Raw genomic sequence first — 19,754 nt, forward strand, 5'->3', positions numbered from 1 at the left:
GTCACTCTTATTTCTGCCCGCATCCGTTCGCGAAGCACGCGAGTGAGGGTTGCCCTTGGCTGCGACGCCGCGCATTCCCCGGGCTCCCTTGCCGTCACCTGGACGACCGCCCGTCACCGTCTCGCTGCCACCTACTGAGGCGTTCAAGAGGGCTCCTCGCTCCGCGTGCGACAGCTCGCGCATTTGCCCCACACGAAGCGTGCCGAGATGCAGGGGGCCGAACTGACGACGCACCAATTCCTCCACCGGGTGGCCTACCCAAGCAAGCATGCGCCGCACGATCCGATTTCGCCCAGAATGGAGCGTCACCTCAACCAAGGAATGCTTCGTGCCTTCGCCAGGCAACAGCTTCGCCGCATCGACCTGAATCGGGCCGTCATCGAGCTCAATCCCGTCGCGCAGTTTCTGGATGGTCGCCGGCGTCACCAGGCCGCGAACCTTTGCAATATAGGTTTTCTGCACGCCAAACTTCGGATGTGCAAGCCGGTGCGCGAGCTCGCCGTCATTCGTGAGCACCAGCAAACCCGAGGTATCAGTGTCGAGCCGCCCGACGTTATACAGCCTCTCGCCCACGCTCTCAACGAATTCGCGAAGGTCTGGACGGCCCTGCTCGTCTGACATCGTCGAGACGACACCCCGCGGCTTGTTCAGCACAAAGTACAGTTTCGATACGTCAAGCTGCACGGGAACCCCGTCGACACGCACCGCGTCCAGCTCGGGATCTATGCGCGTGCCGAGTTCACGCACGATCGCATCATTAACGGTCACTCTCCCGCCCGTGATTAGGGCCTCGCAAGCCCGTCGAGAGGCGACTCCAGCGTGGGCGAGCGCCTTTTGCAGCCGCACGCGCCCGTCATCGTCGTGCTCAGCTGACCGAGCAGTCACCGGGCGATCCCAACCGAACTCGGCGAGGTCCAGCTCAACCGGCTTCCCATCGACCGAAAAGGATCCGCCGAGCCCCGAAGGCTCTCCTTGCGGCTCACGCTTTGAACTGTTCACTCTCAAATCCTTCGTTCGGGTCGTCCAATAACGGAGCAATCGGTGGCAGTTCGTCGATGCTCGCGATTCCCAGATGACCAAGTAGTGCCTCGCCCGTGCCGTAGAGAACCGCACCCGTCTCCGGATCATGTCCCACCTCGGTGATGAGTCCACGACTCACCAGCGTGCGAACGACTGAATCGACGTTGACCGCACGGATGGAGGCGATCGCGCCACGAGTCACCGGCTGGCGGTATGCGACCACGGCAAGGGTTTCGAGTGCAGCTTGGGACAGCCGCTGCGTGGTGTGCTGATCCACGAAGCCGGCCACGACCGGGTCGAGCGACTCACGCACGTAGTAGCGGTAACCACCAGCGACCTCTCGTAGCTCGAAGCCACGCCGTGGACCGCTCCCCTTCCCGTCATAGTCGACGACGAGCGCATCTATGGCCTCACGCACCTCCCGCACCGGGCGGTCGGTGGCGGTGGCGAGCGCAACCACGCTGAGTGGCTCGTCGGCCACCAGCAGCAGAGCCTCGAGTTGCTCGTGAAGCGTATGCTCATGGTTCTCAGTCATAGTCTCCGCCCAGCGTCGCCAGTTCGTCGTCTGACCAGCTTGCTCCGACCCATTCGATCCGTAACTCTCCGAGGGGCTCAGCCTGCTCGAAGTGCACAGCGTCGCGTCGATACAGCTCGAGTACCGCGAGGAAGCGGGCCACGACAACTCCACGCTCGGCCGCCCCGGCGGCGAGCTCCCGGAACGTGTGGGCGCCTCCCGTGCGCAACAACGAAACCACAATTGCCGCCTGCTCCCGGATAGACACCAGTGGGGCATGGAGGTGGTCGAGCCCGACGATAGGAATCTCACGCGGGGCGAATGCCAGAAGCGCAAGGGCCGCAAAATCCTCGACCGAAAGGTGCCAGCTCAGTTCAGGCCCGCGCCTGCGGAACTTAGCTTCGAGCGGCACCTGACGAGGATGTCGCGTCTCCTCGCTTTCGAACCGCACCCGAAACCAATCACTCGCCTGTTTGAACGCGCGATACTGCAACAATCGGGCAAAGAGCAGGTCTCTCGCCTCCAGCAGCGCCACGTCTTCCGCATCGACAACTTCCCCTTGCGGGAGGAGACTCGCGATCTTCAGGTCAAGCAGCGTCGCTGCGACCACCAGAAACTCGGAGGCTCGGTCTAGTTGCGCAAGATCGCTCCCCTCGATGCCTGCAAGGTACGCAATGAACTCATCGGTGACTAGGCTGAGCGACACCTCGGTGATGTCGAGCTCATGCTTGGAGATGAGATTCAGCAGCAGGTCGAACGGCCCGTCAAACCCCTCGAGCGATACTCGAAAGCCTGCCTGAGGGACACTAAGCTCACCGGGCGCGCCCGGCTCTTGGAGATCCGTTGATAGCGCGGTCATGGCGGACTCAGGCAATCGTCCCGCGATCCACCAACTCGCGCGCGAGCTGCAGGTACGCTTCGGATGCCGGATTGCTTGGGGCGTAATCGAGGATCGGCTTCGCCGCGACGGAAGCGTCAGGGAGCTTCACCGTTCGACCGATTACCGTGTCAAAAACCTTGTCGTCGAAGGTGTTGACTACCCGCTCCAACACCTCGCGTGCATGCAGGGTACGGGAATCGTACATGGTGGCGACAATTCCATCGAGCTCAAGTTGCGGGTTCAGCCGGTCTTTTACCTTTTCAATCGTTTCGATCAGCAACGCCACCCCACGCAGTGCAAAATACTCGCACGCAAGCGGAATGAGCACCCCGTGACTAGCCGTGAGCGCGTTCACCGTAAGGAGGCCAAGAGACGGCTGGCAGTCGATCAGAATAACGTCGTAGTCAGCAGCGACCTTTCTCAGCACACTCGCGAGGATCTGTTCCCGCGCCACCTCGCTCACCAGGTGCACCTCTGCCGCAGAGAGGTCGATGTTCGCGGGGATCACGTCTAAGTTCGCTGTTTCAGTGCGCTGGATCACGACCGACGGGTCCTTTTCGTGGCCCAGCATCAAGTCATAGATCGTGGGCACGTCGTGTGCAGCAACGCCGAGACCCGCGGAAAGCGCGCCCTGCGGGTCGAAATCAACGGCCAACACACGTCGGCCGTATCGCGCAAGCGCGGCCCCGAGATTGATTGTCGACGTGGTCTTTCCGACGCCGCCCTTTTGGTTGCACATCGAGATGATTCGAGCCGGCCCATGACGGTGGAGCGATTTGGGCACCGGGAAGAAGCGCTCAGGCCGACCAGTCGGACCCAGCTTTGACGCACTCTGTGCCACCCGGGTGCCCCTTTCGTTCACTACCCTAGCTCGCAATCCTATCGCGCCGAAGCGCGGTCAGTGCGGCGTGACGCGTGGCGCCGCTATCTCGCCCTCGGGTGTGCCGACAGATAGTGCTCGCGCAGCGTGTCCGCAGTGACATGCGTATAGATCTGGGTGGTCGTTACCGAGGAATGCCCCAGCAACTCCTGGACGCTGCGTACGTCCGCCCCGCCCGCCAGCAGATGTGTGGCAAAAGAATGCCGCAGCGTGTGCGGAGACACCTCACCTGAGATCTTCGCCCGCTCTGCAGCCGCCCGAATCACAAGCCAGGCGCTTTGCCTCGAAAGCCGCGCCCCACGAGGCCCGACAAACAGGGCAGGTGTACCCTTCCCCGAGACGACCATGCTCGGTCTCGCACGCACGAGATACGCCGAGAGTGCTCGGCCAGCATAACTCCCATACGGCACGATCCGCTGCTTCGAACCCTTTCCCGTCACTCGGAGAAATCCCCCGTCCTCGAGCGCCTGCATCGGATGAGTCCAGGCATCACCTTCACCGCTTCCCGCCACGAGATCATCGAGGTCAAGGCTCGTGACTTCACTGATGCGTGCCCCACTTGCATACAGGAGTTCAAGCAGCGCGCGATCGCGAAGTTCGACGGGACTCTCCCCAGTGGTGGCGGATAGCAATGACTCGATCTGTTCTATCGAGAGCGCTTTCGGCAGGCGAAGACCCGGCTTGGGGGTGCGCACCCCTCGAGCTGCGTGTGCCTGCAGATGCCCTTCCTCAAACAAGAATCGATGCATTCCGCGGACAGTTGATATTCGCCGGGTGATCGTTCCTACCGAGAGCGGGACCGTGCGATCCGCCGGGGCAGTTTCGCTCGGAACTGCGTCCTGCCGTTCCCCGCCATTCAGCTCCGCCACATACTCAGCCAGCGTGTCAGGGGTCACCTGCTCGAGGCTCTCGAAGCCCTTTTTCGCGAGCCACGAAGCGTACGCCTCAAGGTCACGTCGGTATGCCTGCTGCGTGTTCTGAGAGAGCCCGCGCTCGATCGCGATGTGGCGCAGGTAACGGGTGGATCCCGCCTCCGGCCGCATTCCGCTTCGCCTTAGGCGTCAAACAGTCGTGCGGCTTCTCGACGGGCGATTGCAGCATCGACGAGCCCCGCAAAGAGAGGATGCGGTGTTCCTGGCCGCGAACGAAGCTCGGGATGTGCCTGGGTCGCGATGTAGAAGGGGTGTACCTCGCGCGGTAACTCAACGTACTCAACGAGTTCACCGTCAGGGCTGGTGCCCGAAAACTCGAGCCCCGCTGCGGCGATATCGCCCCGATACCGGTTATTGACCTCGTAGCGATGCCGGTGTCGTTCCGAGGAGGTGCTTGACCCGTAGAGTTCGGCAGCGAGCGATCCCTCGGCAAGGTGCGCCTGGTACAGCCCCAGCCGCATCGTACCGCCGAGATCGCCGCCGTCGATGATGTCGACCTGCTCAACCATGGTCGCGATCACGGGAACGGTCGTCTCAGGGTCAAATTCGGTCGAAGAGGCCCCGGTCAGCCCGGCAACATTTCTGGCGTACTCGATCACCATGCATTGCAGCCCCAGGCAAAGGCCGAGAGTGGGGATACCATTTTCGCGGGCGAACCTGAGCGCTCCAAGCTTGCCTTCAATGCCACGAATGCCGAAGCCGCCCGGTACGCAAATACCATCAACGTCCCCGAGCGCCGCGCGCGCGCCCTCGACGGTTTCGCAACCGTCGGAAGCCACCCACTTGATGTTGACCTTGGTTGAATGCGCGAATCCACCGGCTCGGAGTGCCTCTGTGACCGACAGGTATGCATCGGGCAGGTCGATGTACTTCCCCACGAGCGCGATGGTCACCTCGCCCTTGGGGTGATGAACGGCATCAAGCACCGGCTGCCAGCCAGACCAGTCGACATCGGTGACGCGATCCGTAAGCTCAAGGTGCTCGACGATGGTCTGATCGAGGCCCTGATCATTCAGGAGCTTCGGCAGATCGTAAATGCTCTTCACGTCAATCGCGTTGACTACCGCGTCTTCATCGACATCGCACATCAGCGCAATCTTTCTCAGATTGTCTTGCGTAACGGGCCGATCGCTGCGTAATACGAGCGCATCCGGCTGAATGCCGATTGATCGCAGCGCGGCAACGGAGTGTTGCGTGGGCTTTGTCTTTTGCTCTCCTGAGGCACCCATGTACGGCACCAGGGAAACATGCACGAAAATGACGTTCTTCCGGCCGAGTTCGTGGCGCACCTGACGGGCTGATTCCAAGAACGGCTGCGACTCAATGTCGCCTACCGTGCCGCCGATCTCCGTGATAATCACGTCTGGCTGCGGAATCTCTTCCGCTTGCAGACGCATGCGTCGTTTGATTTCATTCGTAATGTGCGGAATCACCTGGACCGTGTCGCCGAGATACTCCCCACGACGCTCCCTGGCGATCACCGTTGAGTAGATCTGGCCGGTAGTGACATTCGCCGCCTGGGAAAGATTGATGCCAAGAAATCGCTCGTAGTGACCGATATCCAGGTCAGTCTCCGCCCCGTCGTCGGTCACGAAGACCTCGCCGTGCTGGAACGGATTCATCGTGCCGGGATCCACGTTAAGATACGGATCCAGCTTCTGCATCACGACGTGCAGGCCTCGAGCCGTTAAGAGATTGCCGAGGCTTGCCGCCGTCAACCCTTTCCCAAGGGAGGAAACCACACCCCCGGTCACGAAGATATGTTTCGTTATTCCGGCTGCATTCCGCTCTACTCCCACGGGCTTCAATCCTATCACTCTTGGCTCATTGCCGGTTGCCACTTCTCGATGCGCGGACCAGCGACCTATTTGAGTTCCTGCCTCGGCACCCACACTTGCTTCACGATCATCAGCACCATCGCGGTGACCGGGATCGAGATGAGCGCGCCCAGGAGACCGAGCAGAGTGCCTCCCGCAAGAGCACCGATGACCACCAGCGACCCAGGCACCGAGACAACTCGACTCATGATGCGCGGGGTCATTACGTACGATTCAATCTGCATGTAGATCAGGTAGTAGACCGCGGCAATAATCGCCGTAGTCGGCGATTCAAAGAGCGCGACAACAGAGACGAGAACCGTTGCCATGACCGAGCCGATGAGTGGAATCATGGCAAGCAGGAAGATCCCTACCGCAACCAGCCCGGCGAAAGGAACGCCGACAACCGACATCATGATGAAACCGAGCACCGAGTTGATGAGAGCGAGCAGCACCATGCCACTCACGTACCCGCCCACTGATTTGGTGATCTGCTCGGTGATGTCGATGACCTTCGCGCGGTTGCTCCGAGGAACGATGCTGTAAAACGCGCGCTTGGTCACATGCAGGGAGGCCAGGAAATACAAGCTCAGTATGAGCACGACGAGCATTGCCGTGAGCCCGTTGGCGACCCCGATACCGGCTTCCCATACTCCCCCGGCGACCTGCGCCCAGTTCTCTGGCTTCCCGACAAAGTCTTGCGCCATGCCCAAGAGGCCCTCAAAGTCGACGTAGGTCCCAAAACTGTCTTGCAGAGTCAGATACCACTCCTGATTCTGTACATCGACGAAGTAGCTGGGAGCCGTGCGGATCAGCTGCCCGATCTGATTCGCAAGCATCGGAATCACTGTTCCGAGAATTCCCCCCACAACCAGAACGAAACCACTAAAGACGATTCCGATGCCGAGGGGACGCTTCACTCTTCGTCGCTCGAGCCAGCGCACCACCGGGTCAAGCGCCAGTGCGATAAACAGACCGCCGACAACATACATAATGATCGTGCTGAGCTGCCCGATCATCTGACCGAAGAGGATTGCGACGAGAGCGCCCAACGTGATCACGAACCCGAGCTGGAACGGGCTGCGCACCACGAATTCGCGAACATTGAGCTGCCGGCTCGCCTCGCTCTCTGCATCTTCCTTGGCAGCTGCACGCGCGTCGCGATACATTGCCCGAGTTTCTGCATCGAGCTGTTCAAGGTCAGCGTGCACAACATCAGGGTGTGTATCCAGGTAATCTGCACGCTCTTCGGCTGTCACCGGAAGCTCGCCTCCCAGCCCGATTGCACCGCGCTCGCGGCGCCAAAACTTCTTCATGTTGGGAGCGTAGCACCGCGCTCAGGCATTCAGACGGAAGCACCCAATTCGAGAAGTTCAGCAGCATGCTCCAGCGCGCTCTGCGAATCAGCGAGGCCCGATAGCAGTCGGGCCATTTCAGCGAGACGCTGTTCCCCGTAAAGTCGGCGACAGGAACTCTCCGTAAACCCACCCGCCGAATCTTTGACGATTTGCAGATGGTTATTCGCGAATGCCGCGACCTGCGCGAGATGCGTTACGACGATCACCTGAGAGGTACGTGCCAGACGAGAAAGTCGTTTGCCAATCTCTATGGCCGCAGCTCCCCCGACGCCGGAGTCCACCTCATCAAAGACGAAGGTCGGCACCGGATCCACCGCAGCCACGACCACTTCAAGCGCGAGCATGACTCGCGAAAGTTCACCGCCAGAGGCACCTTTTGCGAGCGGCCGGGGCGCGGCGCCGGGATGCGGCTGTAACAGCAACTGCACGTCGTCCGCACCGGTCCGGCCGAGTTCGGCCGGTGTGACTTCCACTACAAACCGCGCATCGGGCAGGGCAAGCTCACGCAACTCTTCGCTGACCAACGCGCCAAGAGTGGATCCTGCCTCGCGCCGAGCTGCGGATAGCGCACTCGCCAGTTCCTGTTCCCTGGCAACGAGCAGGTGCGCCTGCTCGCGCAGCTTCTCGATGCGAAGGTCATCACCTTCAAGTTCGGTGAGTCGCTGGATGCCAACGCGCGAATGCGCAATGACCCCAGCTTCATCTGCGCCAAACTTGCGAAGTAGTCCGAGAAGCAGGGCGAGACGCTCGTTCGCCCGTGCAAGTTCACCCGGTCCCTCCTGGTCAAGGTCGCTCGCGTACACTGCGAGTTCTCGTGCAGCATCGCTGACCTGCGAGCTCAAGCTGCGGAGGGTGTCAGCAAGGGCAGCGAGTTGCGCATCACTCGCGGCCACTCGATCGAGCTGCCGCAGTGCGGTCTCGATAAGCGAAGCCGCGTCTGCGCCGAAGGGGTCGCTTGAGTCCGCACTCAAGGCTTGATTTGCGGCCGCGGTCGCAGCACGCAGTTCCTCGAGGTTGCTGAGCCTAGCGATGTGCCGCCGCAACTCGTCTTCCTCCCCAAGCTGCGGATCAACGGCGGCGATCTCTTCGAGCTCTTCGCGCAACCGGGCAGCTTCTCGGGCTCGCTCGTCGCGCGCTTCGGTGAGCTCAGCTATTTCGGCTGCGAGGGTTCGACGTTCCGCGTGCGCTGCCTGATAGTCAGCAAGTAGCCTCTGCACATCGCTGCCGGCGAACCGGTCGAGCATCTCCCGCTGGGCCGCTGCGCTTCGGAGTCGCAACTGTTCACTTTGTCCGTGCACGGCAAACAAGCGCTCAGCAAGCTTGGTGAGCGCGCCGACCGGCGCCGCAGATCCACCCACACTCGCTCGACTGCGGCCCTCGGCGCTGACGGTTCGAGTGAGCGCGAGATCCCCTTCCGAAAGGTCCCCGCCAATGTCCTCTACAAGCCGCTCGACCAGTGGATCAGTAGTGCGAACCAGCCCGCCCACTCGGGCTGCGTCGGCCCCGGTCCGCACTGCGCCAGCATCCGATCGATCGCCCATGAGGAGACCGAGTGCGGTAACGATCATCGTCTTACCAGCACCGGTTTCACCCGTGATGGCGGTAAACCCGGGGCCCAATTCAAGGGTGGCATCGGCAATGACACCGAGATCCCGAATGCGAAGTTCCTCGATCACGGGGCCAGCTTCTCTCCACCCGCGGAGGGTTGCTGAGCTGCAGGTGAACGGCTCCCGCGCCACCCCGCGACGGGAAGATGAAACTTATTGACGAGGCGTTCTGTAAAGACCGCTCTGTCAATTCGGGCGAGCCGCACCGGCACCGAGGAACGGCTCACTTGTACCACCGCACCGGCGGGCAGCTCAGTGCGACGACGCCCGTCGCACCACAGCACTCCGAGCCCCACGTTTTCGGGCAGTATTTCCACAGACAGCACAGAATCAGGACCCACCACGAGCGGACGATTGAAGAGCGCGTGCGCTGCAATCGGCACCAGGAGCATCGCTTGCACGCCGGGCCAGACAATCGGTCCTCCCGCCGAAAATGAGTACGCGGTCGACCCGGTAGGCGACGCGAGCACGACTCCGTCGCATCCGAACGAAGAGAGCGGACGCCCGTCCACCCCGATGGCAACTTCCAGCATTCGTTGACGCTTTTCAACGCTCGCTTCGTTGAGGGCCCAAGTCTCGGCGAGCACCACACCATCGGCAGTCGCCCGCACGTCGAGCGTGAAACGCTCCTCCACCGTGTAGGCCCCGGCGAGCACCCGCTCAACAGTGAAATCAAGACTGTGAGATTCGGTCTCAGCGAGGAAACCGACGTGGCCAAGGTTCACCCCTAGGATCGGGCAGGAGACACCCCTCAGCAGTTCAGCAGCGCGGAGGATCGTTCCGTCTCCGCCCAGCACGAGTGCAATTTCGAGCGAGTCCGGTGTCACATCGCGCCCGAGTTTCGCAGTGAGCATCACGTCGAGGTGGGGTTCAAAATCCTCTCTGTCGCTCGCGGGCATCACGACGACAACGCCCGCTTCGTGCAGCTGCTGCACCACGCTCACCGTCGCGGCGATGGCCTCAGGGCGCGCCGTGTGCGACACGACCAGGATCCGCCTGCTCTCAGCACTTGGCTCAGTCATCGATTTCCCCCATTGAATCCGATCGTGGGCTTCTCCGCGAGGCTTTGACTCGCGGCACTCGCAGTGAGGTCACGTATTCGCTGCTCCCATTCTGTCGGATCGGCGAGCGCACCGGTCCCGAAATGCACAACATACTCCTGGTTCCCGTTTCCACCCGTGATCGGGGATGGAATCAACCCACGCGTGAAGTATCCCAGCTCCGCCGCAACTTTGAGCACCCCGAGAATGGCCACCGCCGCAGTTTCGGAGTCGGTGACGATACCGTCCCGCACACCCTGCCGGCCCACCTCAAATTGCGGTTTCACGAGGAGGACCAGATCAGCATTCGGCGCAGCGACCCGCGCGATTGCAGGCAGTATCAGCGTGAGTGAGATGAACGACAGATCCGCTACCACCACTTGGGGAGCTGCCAATACACCGGTGACTGCCGCCAGCAGCTCCGGAGTAAGTTCGCGTGCGTTACACCCTTCGACAACGTGCACTCTGGAATCTGCCCGGAGCACAGACACGAGTTGCCCATGGCCCACATCTATCGCGCAAACCTGGTGCGCGCCACGCTCCAGTAGCACCTGAGTGAAACCACCAGTAGACGCGCCCAGGTCAAGTGCCAACTTGCCGCCTACCTGCACGCCGAACGAGTCGAGTCCGGCGATGAGCTTATGTGCGGCACGGCTCACGTAGTGGTCCGTCCGCGTGACCTCCACAGCAGATCCCGACGCCACGCGGAAGCCCGCCTTTGAGACGCAATCGCCATCGACGCGCACCACCCCCGCCGCAATGAGCTCCGCGGCTTGGCTTCTTGACCGGGCAAGTCCGAGCTCTGGCAGTACTCGATCCAATCGCTCGCGCTCACCTGACCACAGAGCCGCACGCCCAGATTCCGGGGAATTATCGTTCACCTTGAGTCGCTCAGGCCAGGTTCATGGTCGCTTCGCTGCAGCTCTGTGAGCAGTTCCTCCGCGAGCTGCTCGTACCCAGAAGCGCGCCGCTCAAGAGGCTGGGACTCAATCACTTCGATGCGCCCGAGCAAGCTTCCCTCGTCTGCGCGCGCTTGTGTCTCGCTCATGCGATTCAGACTACCTCCAGTGATCCTCATAGAGTTCGGCGGGTACCTGGAGTCCATAGATCGCGAGTCCGGATGCCCATATTGCCGCACAACCTGCGCGGAGCAGATTGATAGGCTCCTGGCCGCGATCCACAATCTCAACCTTGTTACCTATCATGCGCACCCGCGCCGCACCGACCCGCGCCGCACCATCAGGGCTGATCTCGGTCAGGGGATACGGCTCGTGAAGATCGTTGAGAGACGCAACTATGAAGTCGGGACGCATATCAGCAGACGCTGCAACAAGTTGCTTGGGACGATCCACGCCAGTCAGCACATGGAGTGAAGGAATACCGGCCGCTTGCGCACCCTTAATGTCTGTGTCGAGACGGTCTCCGATCATCAACGCGTTGCGGGTGCCGAACCGACCGAAAGCGGTCTCAAAGATCGCGGGTTCGGGTTTGCCCGCGAAGACGGGCAGACGCTGGACTGCAGTGTGCACTGCGGATACGAGAGTCCCGTTCCCCGGTGCGAGACCGCGCGCGACAGGAATCGTCCAGTCAGTATTCGTTGCAATCCAGGGAAGCAACTCTGTTCCAGGCCTCTCAGCAAGGGCAAACGCCGCCTCAGCGAGGTGCTCCCACCCGACGTGCGGCGCAAACCCTTGCACCACTGCGTCGGGAGAATCGGCAGCACTTCGGGTGACTCGGAAACCCGCCTTACTGAGTTCGTCAACCAGGCCGTCACCCCCGACCACCAGCACCAAAGATCCGACGGGCACAGTGCGCTCGAGCAACTGAACCGCGGCCTGCGGCGAGGTTACGATGTGTTCCGGAGCTGCCTCGAGCCCAAGACTGCGGAGATGTGCTGCGACGTCGCGATCGGTACGGGACGCATTGTTGGTGACGTAGCCGAGATGCATCTCAGCTGCGGCCCGGTTGAGGTGTTCAATCGAGCCTGGAATTGCACCATCACCTCGGTAGACAACCCCGTCGAGGTCAACGAGCAGCAGTTCTCGGCCCGAAACTGGGGCCGGACCGAGAGCACTCCTGCGTTTTCCAAGCCACGCCATTAGCGCTCGCCGTCCTTCGACTCACTCTCTTCCGCAGCGAGTCCGTCAGATGCAGCATGAGGCTCAGTTGTGTTGCCTGGCGTGCTGACTGCATCTGCATCTGCACCAAGACGCTCTACCTCGTAATCGTTCACCTCAGACTCACCAGCCTCTTCCCATACCTCAAAGACCTCCTCCGAGCCATCGGTGCCATAGTGCGCTTGGAGCGCGGCATCAGCTTGCGCCGCACGGTCGCGCCACGTGCTCGCCTCAGCTTCGCGACCGAGGTCTTCAAGCACGTTCGCATACGCAGTAAACAGATCCGGACTCCAACTGAACGCACGTTCTGGGTTGAGCTCGGGGATTTCGAGCTCAAACAGAGCCTGCTGCTTCTGCCCGAGATCGAGTCTCGCGCCTGACATCGCAATAGCGAGAAGTACCCGCTGCTCAGTGTCTAGATTCTGTGCATCCGCGTCGAGACCAGTCTCGATGGCTTTCTCAGGCCGACCGAGTCCGCGCTCGCAATCGACCATGAGAGCGAGGTGCCCGTGCGAACCGCTCAGTCGGCGGTAGGTGCGTAGCTCCCGCAGTGCGAGCGCGTAGTCTCCTGTGCGGTAGGCAGTTACCGCGAGAGTCTCGCGAGCAACCGGGATCCTGCCAGCTCTCCGGCTAGCCGAAATTGCGTGTTGGTGAGCGAGTTCGGGGTCAGTGTCGATGAGCTGTCCGACCATCGCGAGGTGCCTCGCTACGCGTTCTTGAACAGCCTCTTGCAGTGTCTTGAGTTCATTCCGAGCCGAGGGATGTAGGTCTTTGGCGCGCACATCGTCGGGAATTTCGGGATCGAAATGCTCCGCACGCACGGGGCGAAGCTCGTGAGCCAGTCGCTCGGCGTCAGTGAACTCTCGGTCGGCACCGCCACGGTCGCTCCGACCGCCTCCCCGTGTGCCGCCGCGCCCAAGGTCCTGACCAGATCGCTCGGACTTGCCCTCCCGACCCTGGTACCCACCCTCGCGACGGGGTCCGTCGTTCCGGGCCTGGTAGCCGCCTTCGCGACGAGGAGAATCGTTGCGGCCTTGGTAGCCACCCTCACGACGGGGTCCGTCGTTCCGGGCCTGGTAACCGCCTTCACGACGAGGCGAATCGTTCCGACCCTGGTAGCCGCCCTCACGACGAGGAGAATCGTTCCGCGCCTGATACCCACCCTCACGACGAGGAGAGTCATTTCGACCCTGGTACCCACCCTCACGACGGGGTCCGTCGTTCCGGCCTTGGTAACCCGAGCCTTCACGACGAGGAGAATCGTTCCGACCCTGGTAGCCACCCTCACGACGAGGTCCGTCGTTCCGGCCTTGGTAACCCGAGCCTTCACGGCGCGGAGAGTCGTTTCGACCCTGGTAGCCACCATCACGACGAGGAGAGTCGTTGCGACCCTGGTAACCGCCTTCGCGACGAGGCGAATCGTTCCGACCCTGATACCCACCCTCACGACGGGGTCCGTCGTTCCGTGCCTGGTAGCCGCCTTCGCGACGGGGAGAATCGTTCCGACCCTGGTACCCACCCTCACGACGGGGTCCGTCATTCCGTGCCTGATAACCGCCTTCGCGACGAGGAGAATCGTTCCGACCCTGGTAGCCACCCTCACGACGGGGTCCGTCGTTCCGGCCTTGGTAACCCGAGCCTTCACGGCGCGGAGAATCGTTCCGACCCTGATACCCACCATCACGACGAGGAGAGTCATTGCGACCCTGGTACCCACCCTCACGACGCGGCGAATCGTTGCGACCCTGGTAGCCACCCTCACGACGGGGTCCGTCGTTCCGTGCCTGATAACCGCCTTCGCGACGCGAACGGCTCTCACCCGGCGTGCGTGAAGAGTGATCCCGGCTAGCCTGCGCCCCACGGTTCCGGTCATCGCGACCGCCACGTCCGCGCTCATTACTTTCGCGGTTCGACTCGAAGCGGTCGTTCATGTTTTCCTCCTGGGGTGGGCGGGTGCCCGAAATCACTATTGAAATTTAAAGCCTAAATGAGAAAAGGGCCGCCCAGATAGAAGCACCAGCCTTGGTGAACTTCTTTCTGAACGACCCTTCTCTATGAAGAGGTCCGGCGGTGTCCTACTCTCCCACACCCTCCCGAGTGCAGTACCATCGGCGCAGTCAGCCTTAGCTTCCGGGTTCGGAATGTAACCGGGCGTTTCCCTGACGCTATAACCACCGTAACACTATTGACATACCAAAACCCACCCACCCACACCCCCAGAAAAGAAGGCACAAGCAGCAAGTCGTGGCCGTACGTCAAGAACCACAAAGCGGACGCGAAACATCGTTAGAAGGACTACATTCAACACATACCCATGTATAAATGATTATCAAGCCATCGGCTTATTAGTACCAGTCAGCTCCACACCTTACAGTGCTTCCACATCTGGCCTATCAACCCAGTAATCTCCTGGGAGCCTCACCACCACAAGGGTGACGGAAATCTCATCTCGAGGCCGGCTTCCCGCTTAGATGCTTTCAGCGGTTATCCATCCCGAACGTAGCCAACCAGCCATGCCCTTGGCAGAACAACTGGCACACCAGAGGTCCGTCCAACCCGGTCCTCTCGTACTAGGGTCAGATCCTCTCAAATTTCCAACGCGCGCAGAGGATAGGGACCGAACTGTCTCACGACGTTCTAAACCCAGCTCGCGTACCGCTTTAATGGGCGAACAGCCCAACCCTTGGGACCTACTCCAGCCCCAGGATGCGACGAGCCGACATCGAGGTGCCAAACCATGCCGTCGATATGGACTCTTGGGCAAGATCAGCCTGTTATCCCCGAGGTACCTTTTATCCGTTGAGCGACAGCGCTTCCACAAGCCACTGCCGGATCACTAGTCCCGACTTTCGTCCCTGCTCGACCTGTCAGTCTCACAGTCAAGCTCCCTTGTGCACTTACACTCGCCACCTGATTGCCAACCAGGTTGAGGGAACCTTTGGGCGCCTCCGTTACTCTTTAGGAGGCAACCGCCCCAGTTAAACTACCCACCAGGCACTGTCCCAGAACCCGATCAGGGTCCGTAGTTAGATATCCAATATGACCAGAGTGGTATTTCAACAATGACTCCACAAGAACTAGCGTCCCTGCTTCACAGTCTCCCACCTATCCTACACAAGCCACACCGAACACCAATACCAAGCTGTAGTAAAGGTCACGGGGTCTTTCCGTCCTTCTGCGCGTAACGAGCATCTTTACTCGTAGTGCAATTTCGCCGAGTTCATGGTGGAGACAGCTGGGAAGTCGTTACGCCATTCGTGCAGGTCGGAACTTACCCGACAAGGAATTTCGCTACCTTAGGATGGTTATAGTTACCACCGCCGTTTACTGGGGCTTAAATTCAAAGCTTCACCCCGAAGGGTTGACCTCTCCTCTTAACCTTCCAGCACCGGGCAGGCGTCAGTCCGTATACATCCAATTGCTTGTTAGCACGGACCTGTGTTTTTAGTAAACAGTCGCTTCCCACTGGTCTCTGCGGCCACCACACCCTTTCCGGAGTAAATCCGTATAAGTGGATGGCCCCCCTTCTCCCGAAGTTACGGGGGCATTTTGCCGAGTTCCTTCACCATGATTCTCTCGATCTCCTTAGTATTCTCTACCTGACCACCTGTGTCGGTTTGGGGTACGGGCGGCTAAAACCTCGCGCCGATGCTTTTCTTGGCAGCATAGGATCACTGACTTCCCCTTACGGGTCCCCATCACATCTCACCCTCAATGAACCGCGGATTTGCCTACGGTTCGGGCTACATGCTTAGCCCGGGACAACCATCGCCCGGGACCAGCTACCTTCCTGCGTCACACCTGTTAATACGCTCACCTCACCAATTCGGGTTCGTACACTCCACCCAGAAATCACCCGAAGGATCAAACCAGACTTCACATACTTAGCACTCATGGATCAGCGTTTGACGGTTTTTCGCCGGTACGGGAATATCAACCCGTTGTCCATCGACTACGCCTGTCGGCCTCGCCTTAGGTCCCGACTTACCCAGGGCAGATTAGCTTGACCCTGGAACCCTTGGTCTTCCGGAGGACGGGTTTCTCACCCGTCTTTCGCTACTCATGCCTGCATTCTCACTCGTGTGGGCTCCACGGCTGGATCACTCCGCCGCTTCACTGCCCACACGACGCTCTCCTACCCATCCAACGGACTGAACCACGAAGGCTTGTCTATACGCTGAATGCCGCAACTTCGGTGGCGTGCTTGAGCCCCGTTACATTGTCGGCGCGGAATCACTTGACCAGTGAGCTATTACGCACTCTTTCAAGGGTGGCTGCTTCTAAGCCAACCTCCTGGTTGTCACAGCAACTCCACATCCTTTTCCACTTAGCACGCGCTTTGGGACCTTAGTTGGCGATCTGGGTTGTTTCCCTCTCGACTATGAAGCTTATCCCCCACAGTCTCACTGCTGCGCTCTCACTTACCGGCATTCGGAGTTTAGCTGACGTCAGTAACCTTGTAGGGCCCATCGGCCATCCAGTAGCTCTACCTCCAGTAAGAAACACGCAACGCTGCACCTAAATGCATTTCGGAGAGAACCAGCTATCACGAAGTTTGATTGGCCTTTCACCCCTATCCACAGCTCATCCCCTCAGTTTTCAACCTAAGTGGGTTCGGTCCTCCACGACGTCTTACCGTCGCTTCAACCTGGCCATGGATAGATCACTTCGCTTCGGGTCTAGGACACGCGACTGAATCGCCCTATTCAGACTCGCTTTCGCTACGGCTTCCCCACACGGGTTAACCTCGCCACATGCCGCTAACTCGCAGGCTCATTCTTCAAAAGGCACGCTGTCACAGCAACAAGGCTGCTCCAACGGATTGTAAGCAAACGGTTTCAGGTACTATTTCACTCCCCTCCCGGGGTACTTTTCACCTTTCCCTCACGGTACTAGTCCGCTATCGGTCATCTGGAAGTATTTAGGCTTATCAGGTGGTCCTGACAGATTCACACGGGATTTCTCGGGCCCCGTGCTACTTGGGATACACACCACGCGGCCAAGCCATTTCGAGTACGGGATTCTCACCCTCTCCGATCAGCCATTCCAAGCTGTTCCTCTATAACTTGACGCTCACGTCGAAGACTCGGCAGAATCTCCAGGCATGTCCCACAACCCCGACCATGCAACCCCTGCCGGGTATCACACATGACCGGTTTAGCCTGATCCAGTTTCGCTCGCCACTACTCCCGGAATCACTATTGTTTTCTCTTCCTGTGGGTACTGAGATGTTTCACTTCCCCACGTTCCCTCTACCCGCCCTATATATTCAGGCGGGAGTCACCAGGCACGCACGCGCCCTGGCGGGGTTTCCCCATTCGGAAATCCTCGGATCACGGCTCGTTTATCAACTCCCCGAGGCTTATCGCAGATTACTACGTCCTTCTTCGGCTCCAGATGCCAAGGCATCCACCGTTTGCTCTTTAAAACTTGAAATCACATAAGTAAAGAGAATAAACGCGCACACCACCCCAAAAGGGCAATCCACACGCTCAGACCTTATAAATGAAACACATTGTGTTTCAAAGATGCTCGCGTCCACTGTGTAGTTCTCAACGTACGGTCGATCCCCCCACCATGAGCAACACGTCTCACAGCGAAGAGTCAGAAGACCAGCCCACCCACACCCCAAAAAGGAGCGCAAACAGTCTGGGCCTCCAGGACCCAATAATGTGCACAAAACGGACACCCACCACCATGACAGAAAGTTCCAACAAACCCGAAGATTCGCGTACTACCCCCACCACACCAGCAGACACCCTGTTATCAAATGTTCCACCCATGAGCACCCAGCACCACACATTCGGTGATGATCTGGGCAATCTACGAAACCAAAGGTTCCGAGTGCTCCTTAGAAAGGAGGTGATCCAGCCGCACCTTCCGGTACGGCTACCTTGTTACGACTTAGTCCTAATCACCAGTCCCACCTTCGACGGCTCCCTCCACAAGGGTTAGGCCACCGGCTTCGGGTGTTACCGACTTTCATGACTTGACGGGCGGTGTGTACAAGGCCCGGGAACGTATTCACCGCAGCGTTGCTGATCTGCGATTACTAGCGACTCCGACTTCATGGGGTCGAGTTGCAGACCCCAATCCGAACTGAGACCGGCTTTTTGGGATTCGCTCCACCTCGCGGTATCGCAGCCCTTTGTACCGGCCATTGTAGCATGCGTGAAGCCCAAGACATAAGGGGCATGATGATTTGACGTCATCCCCACCTTCCTCCGTGTTGACCACGGCAGTATCCCATGAGTTCCCACCATAACGTGCTGGCAACATAGGACGAGGGTTGCGCTCGTTGCCGGACTTAACCGAACATCTCACGACACGAGCTGACGACAACCATGCACCACCTGTAAACGAGTGTCCAAAGAGTTGACCATTTCTGGCCCGTTCTCGAATATGTCAAGCCTTGGTAAGGTTCTTCGCGTTGCATCGAATTAATCCGCATGCTCCGCCGCTTGTGCGGGCCCCCGTCAATTCCTTTGAGTTTTAGCCTTGCGGCCGTACTCCCCAGGCGGGGAACTTAATGCGTTAGCTACGACACAGAACCCGTGGAACAGGCCCTACATCTAGTTCCCAACGTTTACGGCATGGACTACCAGGGTATCTAATCCTGTTCGCTCCCCATGCTTTCGCTCCTCAGCGTCAGTTACGGCCCAGAGATCTGCCTTCGCCATCGGTGTTCCTCCTGATATCTGCGCATTCCACCGCTACACCAGGAATTCCAATCTCCCCTACCGCACTCTAGCTTGCCCGTACCCACTGCAAGCCCGAGGTTGAGCCTCGGGTTTTCACAGCAGACGCGACAAGCCGCCTACGAGCTCTTTACGCCCAATAATTCCGGACAACGCTTGCACCCTACGTATTACCGCGGCTGCTGGCACGTAGTTAGCCGGTGCTTTTTCTGCAGGTACCGTCACTTGCGCTTCTTCCCTACTAAAAGAGGTTTACAACCCGAAGGCCGTCATCCCTCACGCGGCGTTGCTGCATCAGGCTTGCGCCCATTGTGCAATATTCCCCACTGCTGCCTCCCGTAGGAGTCTGGGCCGTGTCTCAGTCCCAGTGTGGCCGATCACCCTCTCAGGCCGGCTACCCGTCGTCGCCTTGGTGAGCCATTACCTCACCAACAAGCTGATAGGCCGCGAGTCCATCCATCACCAATAAATCTTTCCAACAACTGACCATGCGGCCGCTGCTCGTATCCAGTATTAGACGCCGTTTCCAGCGCTTATCCCAGAGTGATGGGCAGGTTACTCACGTGTTACTCACCCGTTCGCCACTCTTCCACCCAGCAAGCTGGGCTTCATCGTTCGACTTGCATGTGTTAAGCACGCCGCCAGCGTTCGTCCTGAGCCAGGATCAAACTCTCCGTAAAATACTGATGTCACTAACCAGCGAAATAAGCCAGCAAGCAACGAGTTTGACCTGACAAACAAAAACAAACCATCAACCAACCCCGAAGGGCCAGTACTGACAATCCGAATTATTCATCCAAAAGAATCACACCACCGAAACCCCGAAGAGCCCCGATGACGGGATATAAAATTTGGCATTTGACAATTAAGTGCACACTATTGAGTTCTCAA

General features: G+C 59.5%; 13 protein-coding genes, 3 rRNA genes and 1 pseudogene. All 17 read right to left on the reverse strand.

Annotation, left to right across the window (positions count from 1 at the left end; all coding sequences use genetic code 11):
• Positions 1 to 135: 135 nt before the first annotated feature.
• Positions 136 to 885 (reverse strand): annotated as a pseudogene (locus tag ACTNFJ_RS07960) (pseudouridine synthase); the annotation flags it as partial.
• Between the two features lie 94 nt (positions 886 to 979).
• Positions 980 to 1,555 (reverse strand): SMC-Scp complex subunit ScpB, encoded by a 576-nt coding sequence (gene scpB, locus ACTNFJ_RS07965; RefSeq protein ID WP_435905825.1) that lies wholly within the window; start codon positions 1,553 to 1,555, stop codon positions 980 to 982.
• Complete coding sequence (locus ACTNFJ_RS07970) at positions 1,548 to 2,393, reverse strand: segregation and condensation protein A (protein WP_435905826.1); 846 nt, start codon at positions 2,391 to 2,393, stop codon at positions 1,548 to 1,550. The genes scpB and ACTNFJ_RS07970 overlap by 8 nt, the downstream gene beginning before the upstream one ends.
• Positions 2,394 to 2,400: 7 nt before the next feature.
• Positions 2,401 to 3,153 carry a ParA family protein gene (locus ACTNFJ_RS07975; RefSeq protein ID WP_435905827.1) on the reverse strand — a complete coding sequence of 251 codons (753 nt, stop codon included), beginning with the start codon at positions 3,151 to 3,153 and terminating at the stop codon, positions 2,401 to 2,403.
• A 185-nt stretch (positions 3,154 to 3,338) separates the two neighbouring features.
• The gene (locus ACTNFJ_RS07980; protein WP_435905828.1) at positions 3,339 to 4,337 is read right to left on the reverse strand and encodes a site-specific tyrosine recombinase XerD; all 999 of its coding nucleotides are present in this window, start codon (positions 4,335 to 4,337) and stop codon (positions 3,339 to 3,341) included.
• A gap of 11 nt (positions 4,338 to 4,348) precedes the next feature.
• On the reverse strand, positions 4,349 to 6,025 hold the full coding sequence (pyrG, locus tag ACTNFJ_RS07985; protein WP_435905829.1) for a CTP synthase: 1,677 nt from the start codon (positions 6,023 to 6,025) through the stop codon (positions 4,349 to 4,351).
• Between the two features lie 65 nt (positions 6,026 to 6,090).
• Positions 6,091 to 7,359 carry an AI-2E family transporter gene (locus tag ACTNFJ_RS07990; RefSeq protein WP_435905830.1) on the reverse strand — a complete coding sequence of 423 codons (1,269 nt, stop codon included), beginning with the start codon at positions 7,357 to 7,359 and terminating at the stop codon, positions 6,091 to 6,093.
• A 29-nt stretch (positions 7,360 to 7,388) separates the two neighbouring features.
• Positions 7,389 to 9,077, reverse strand: a complete 1,689-nt coding sequence (gene recN / locus ACTNFJ_RS07995) for a DNA repair protein RecN (protein ID WP_435905831.1) — start codon at positions 9,075 to 9,077, stop codon at positions 7,389 to 7,391.
• Entirely contained in the window at positions 9,074 to 10,030 is a 957-nt protein-coding gene (locus tag ACTNFJ_RS08000) for an NAD kinase (RefSeq protein WP_435905832.1), read from the reverse strand. The genes recN and ACTNFJ_RS08000 overlap by 4 nt, the downstream gene beginning before the upstream one ends.
• Positions 10,027 to 10,929, reverse strand: coding sequence for a TlyA family RNA methyltransferase (locus ACTNFJ_RS08005; protein WP_435905833.1), 903 nt, complete (start codon positions 10,927 to 10,929; stop codon positions 10,027 to 10,029). Before ACTNFJ_RS08005 ends, ACTNFJ_RS08000 begins: the two co-directional genes overlap by 4 nt.
• Positions 10,926 to 11,096: a hypothetical protein gene (locus tag ACTNFJ_RS08010; protein WP_435905834.1), complete on the reverse strand. Its 171-nt coding sequence runs from the start codon at positions 11,094 to 11,096 to the stop codon at positions 10,926 to 10,928. The genes ACTNFJ_RS08005 and ACTNFJ_RS08010 overlap by 4 nt, the downstream gene beginning before the upstream one ends.
• A 10-nt stretch (positions 11,097 to 11,106) precedes the next feature.
• Positions 11,107 to 12,147 (reverse strand): HAD-IIA family hydrolase, encoded by a 1,041-nt coding sequence (locus ACTNFJ_RS08015; RefSeq protein WP_435905835.1) that lies wholly within the window; start codon positions 12,145 to 12,147, stop codon positions 11,107 to 11,109.
• Positions 12,147 to 12,857, reverse strand: a complete 711-nt coding sequence (locus tag ACTNFJ_RS08020; protein WP_435905836.1) for a tetratricopeptide repeat protein — start codon at positions 12,855 to 12,857, stop codon at positions 12,147 to 12,149. The genes ACTNFJ_RS08015 and ACTNFJ_RS08020 overlap by 1 nt, the downstream gene beginning before the upstream one ends.
• A 14-nt stretch (positions 12,858 to 12,871) precedes the next feature.
• Positions 12,872 to 14,062, reverse strand: coding sequence for a hypothetical protein (locus ACTNFJ_RS08025; protein WP_435905837.1), 1,191 nt, complete (start codon positions 14,060 to 14,062; stop codon positions 12,872 to 12,874).
• A 165-nt stretch (positions 14,063 to 14,227) separates the two neighbouring features.
• A 5S ribosomal RNA gene (gene rrf / locus ACTNFJ_RS08030) occupies positions 14,228 to 14,344 on the reverse strand.
• A 146-nt stretch (positions 14,345 to 14,490) separates the two neighbouring features.
• Positions 14,491 to 17,601, reverse strand: a 23S ribosomal RNA gene (locus ACTNFJ_RS08035).
• A 419-nt stretch (positions 17,602 to 18,020) separates the two neighbouring features.
• Positions 18,021 to 19,543, reverse strand: a 16S ribosomal RNA gene (locus ACTNFJ_RS08040).
• The 16S, 23S and 5S rRNA genes sit together here, the layout of an rRNA operon.
• Positions 19,544 to 19,754 lie beyond the last annotated feature (211 nt).

It is taken from the genome of Leucobacter shiyiweii, from assembly GCF_052446065.1.
GTDB lineage: Bacteria > Actinomycetota > Actinomycetes > Actinomycetales > Microbacteriaceae > Leucobacter.

What these genes read in the sequence shown, in the direction of transcription:
- scpB (WP_435905825.1), bottom strand. Translation starts at nt 1,555, where the DNA reads ATGACTGAGAACCATGAGCATACGCTTCACGAGCAACTCGAGGCTCTG.
- ACTNFJ_RS07970 (WP_435905826.1), bottom strand. Translation starts at nt 2,393, where the DNA reads ATGACCGCGCTATCAACGGATCTCCAAGAGCCGGGCGCGCCCGGTGAG.
- ACTNFJ_RS07975 (WP_435905827.1), bottom strand. Translation starts at nt 3,153, where the DNA reads ATGTGCAACCAAAAGGGCGGCGTCGGAAAGACCACGTCGACAATCAAT.
- ACTNFJ_RS07980 (WP_435905828.1), bottom strand. Translation starts at nt 4,337, where the DNA reads ATGCGGCCGGAGGCGGGATCCACCCGTTACCTGCGCCACATCGCGATC.
- ACTNFJ_RS07990 (WP_435905830.1), bottom strand. Translation starts at nt 7,359, where the DNA reads ATGAAGAAGTTTTGGCGCCGCGAGCGCGGTGCAATCGGGCTGGGAGGC.
- ACTNFJ_RS08000 (WP_435905832.1), bottom strand. Translation starts at nt 10,030, where the DNA reads ATGACTGAGCCAAGTGCTGAGAGCAGGCGGATCCTGGTCGTGTCGCAC.
- ACTNFJ_RS08010 (WP_435905834.1), bottom strand. Translation starts at nt 11,096, where the DNA reads ATGAGCGAGACACAAGCGCGCGCAGACGAGGGAAGCTTGCTCGGGCGC.
- ACTNFJ_RS08015 (WP_435905835.1), bottom strand. Translation starts at nt 12,147, where the DNA reads ATGGCGTGGCTTGGAAAACGCAGGAGTGCTCTCGGTCCGGCCCCAGTT.
- ACTNFJ_RS08020 (WP_435905836.1), bottom strand. Translation starts at nt 12,857, where the DNA reads ATGGTCGGACAGCTCATCGACACTGACCCCGAACTCGCTCACCAACAC.
- ACTNFJ_RS08025 (WP_435905837.1), bottom strand. Translation starts at nt 14,062, where the DNA reads ATGAGCGCGGACGTGGCGGTCGCGATGACCGGAACCGTGGGGCGCAGG.